The sequence below is a fragment of the Leucobacter sp. M11 genome (genome assembly GCF_035726885.1).
In the GTDB taxonomy this organism is placed as follows: domain Bacteria; phylum Actinomycetota; class Actinomycetes; order Actinomycetales; family Microbacteriaceae; genus JAPFRB01.
Genome location: NZ_JAPFRB010000002.1, coordinates 710,079 through 713,052, shown reverse-complemented (window position 1 = coordinate 713,052; position 2,974 = coordinate 710,079). Strand labels below are relative to the sequence as shown.

The 2,974-nt window shown below is 69.7% G+C and carries 2 protein-coding genes; one reads left to right on the top strand and one right to left on the bottom strand.

The window, feature by feature from the left end:
• Positions 1-1,498: phosphoribosylformylglycinamidine synthase subunit PurL (gene purL, locus OOT08_RS07830; protein WP_325092039.1), on the bottom strand; the 1,498-nt coding region annotated here is incomplete at its 3' end.
• A gap of 207 nt (positions 1,499-1,705) precedes the next feature.
• Between purL and OOT08_RS07825 the strand changes: the two genes are divergently transcribed.
• Positions 1,706-2,875: a hypothetical protein gene (locus OOT08_RS07825; RefSeq protein ID WP_325092038.1), complete on the top strand. Its 1,170-nt coding sequence runs from the start codon at positions 1,706-1,708 to the stop codon at positions 2,873-2,875.
• The last annotated feature ends 99 nt before the right edge of the window (positions 2,876-2,974 follow it).

Sequence of the window (2,974 nt, the reverse complement as noted above, 5' to 3'; positions counted from 1 at the left end):
GCTGCGCGCCCGCGTAGGGGTCGAGGTAGCAGAAGCGACCGTTCGCGTCGGAGGCGATGGCGACGCCGAGCCCGGACTCCTCGGAGACGCGGATCATGCCGCCGTCATCGGGGAAGCTCAGCGCGGTGTTGCCCTGCACGTAGTAGTCGTACTGGTTCGTGATCCAGGACTTGTCGGCCTGGTTCGGACTCGCGGCGACGGCGAGCAGCTGCTCGCGCAGCCCGGCACCGTTCTCGGCGCGGGCGAGGCCCGCGGCGGTGTCCGCCTGCAGCGCGTCGATCCAGGTCGGGTAGGCGACGGGGCGGTCGTAGACCGGGCCGTCGACGGCGACGGTGGACGGGTCAACGTTCACGATCTCGCCGCCCTTCCAGTTGATGATCAGGCGACCGGAGTCGGTGACCTCGCCGAGCACGCTGGACTCCACGTCCCACTTCGCGGTCAGCGCGAGGAAGTCGTCGAGCTTGTCGGGGTGCACGATGGCCATCATGCGCTCCTGGCTCTCGGACATGAGGATTTCCTCGGCCGTGAGGTTCGGGTCGCGCAGCAGCACCGAGTCCAGCTCGATGAACATGCCGGATTCACCGTTGGCGGCCAGCTCGCTCGTGGCGCAGCTGATCCCGGCCGCGCCGAGGTCCTGGATGGCCTCGACGAGCTCGTCGCGGTAGAGCTCCAAGCAGCACTCGATGAGCACCTTCTCGGCGAAGGGGTCGCCGACCTGGACGGCGGGACGCTTGGTCGGGCCGCCCTCGTCGAAGGAATCGGAGGCCAGGATCGAGGCGCCGCCGATGCCGTCGCCGCCCGTGCGGGCTCCGAAGAGCACGACCTTGTTGCCGACGCCCGTGGCGTTGGCCAGGTGCAGGTCCTCGTGGCGGAGCACGCCGACGCCGAGCGCGTTGACGAGAGGGTTCTGCTGGTAGACCGCGTCGAAGACGGTCTCGCCGCCGATGTTCGGCAGGCCCAGGCAGTTCGCGTAGGAGCTGATGCCCGAGACGACGCCGTGCACGACGCGGGCCGTGTCGGGGTCGCTCACGTCACCGAAGCGGAGCTGGTCCATGACGGCGACCGGGCGCGCGCCCATCGAGATGATGTCGCGGATGATGCCGCCGACGCCCGTGGCCGCGCCCTGGAAGGGCTCGATGAAGGAGGGGTGGTTGTGGCTCTCGACCTTGAAGGTCACGGCCCAACCCTCGCCGATGTCGACGACGCCCGCGTTCTGCCCCATGCCCACCATGAGGTTCTCCTGCATCTTCGGCGTGACCTTCTGGCCGAACTGACGCAGGTACTTCTTGGAGGACTTGTAGGAGCAGTGCTCCGACCACATCACGGAGTACATGGCGAGCTCACCCGAGGTGGGGCGGCGGCCGAGGATCTCTTTGATCTGCTCGTACTCGTCGGGCTTGAGCCCGAGAGCGGCGTAGGGCTGCTCCTTCTCGGGAGTCGCTTTCGCGTTCTCGACCGTGTCGGGGACGTGGACGGGGGGCACAGTGGTGTTACTCACGCTTTGCGAACTCCGAAGTTTGGGGTGGTTGCCGGCGTCACCAGTCTAGCTGTCCCGGCGTGTCCCGTGAGCCCGGATGATTCGGGGGCGCAGACGCGCTCGGCGCGCCGGGGGAGCCCCCGCCGCGCAACCCCGCGGGGCTGGGAGTTCTACAACGTTTTTTCTCGTGGGCTGGCATCAGCGCCGGGAACACGCTTAGCTCGTTCTATGAGCGATACGCCGAATACCCCAGCCAACCCGGAGCCGGTGGCCCCGGGTCCGAACGCAGCCGAGCACCTCGCCGAAACCGCCGTGCTGTCCGAGGGGGCCGCGAGCCCCCAGGGTTCCCCGTCAGCCGCGGAGCACCCCGGCGCGAACGACACGGTGCCCTACCCCGCCGGAGGCTTCCCGCAACAGGCCGGGCCCGGCCACCCGGTGCCGCCGCAGTTCCCCGTCGCCCCGCCGAAGGCGGAGCCCCGGCTCACGGGCTTCATGAAGGCGAGCATCATTCTGCTCTGCGCCGTGAGCCTGGCGGCCATCGTGCTGCTGTTCCTCGGCGATTTCGAGGGCAAGGCGATTCGGCTGTTCTCGACGATCGTGCTTTTCGGGGTGTTCACGCTGTTCACCGCCTTCGACACGCGCCGGGGCGATCAGCAGCTCTGGTATGCCCCCGTCGCCCTGATCGGGAACACCTACATCCTCGGCCTGTCGCTCATCGTGGTGTGGATCACCCGCTACGACCCCTTCCTGCTCGGCTGGACCATCTTCTGGAAGAGCCTCTTCATCATCGTGGTGATCCGAGGAGTGATCTTCGGGGCGGAGATGCTGCTGCGTTTTGTCGGCGATGAGCACTCGCTCCTCGGCATCGCGGCCTTCGCGACCTGCGTGCTCGCCACGGTGGCGGCGATCATGTTCACGGCCCCGGAGGCCGTGCAGTCCTTCCAGCTGCGGGTGCCGGATCTGTACTGGAAGTTCGCGGTGTCCTTCCTCATCCTGACCGCGCTCGGCCTCGCCGTGACGATGCTGCTCAAGTGGACCTTTGGCGCAGAGGAGCGCGAGGAGGCGCGGCTCGCCCGTGTCGAGCGCTCCCGCCAGGCCGCGGCGCAGCCGGCCCCGCTCGGACAGCCCGCGCCCTTCGCGCCGACGCCGCAGCGGCCCGCACCGGGTCAGCCGGCCGCCGCGCAGCCCGCGCCAGCCCAGCCCCGCCTGAGCGAGGAACCGCCCTTCGGGCAAAACCCGTTGCCGATCCCGCCGCCGTCCGTGTCGATGCCCACGGCCCAGCGCCCCCGGCCCGCCCAGCAGGTGCTCCTGCCCTGGCCGACCTACCCGGACGGCTCGCCGCTCCCGCAGCTGCCCAACGGCCAGCCCGACTTCAGCGCGGCGCAGCACCAGGCCTGACCCCGCCCCGGCGGGCTCCTCACCGAGCGGTGTCCCGCGGCCGACAGGTCGCGGGGCACCGCTCGCGTGCGTTTCCGGGGTCCCGTCCCGCGGAACGCC

Bases quoted from the DNA above. Each gene is read 5' to 3' on its own strand.
- OOT08_RS07825 (WP_325092038.1), top strand. From the start codon at position 1,706: ATGAGCGATACGCCGAATACCCCAGCCAACCCGGAGCCGGTGGCCCCG.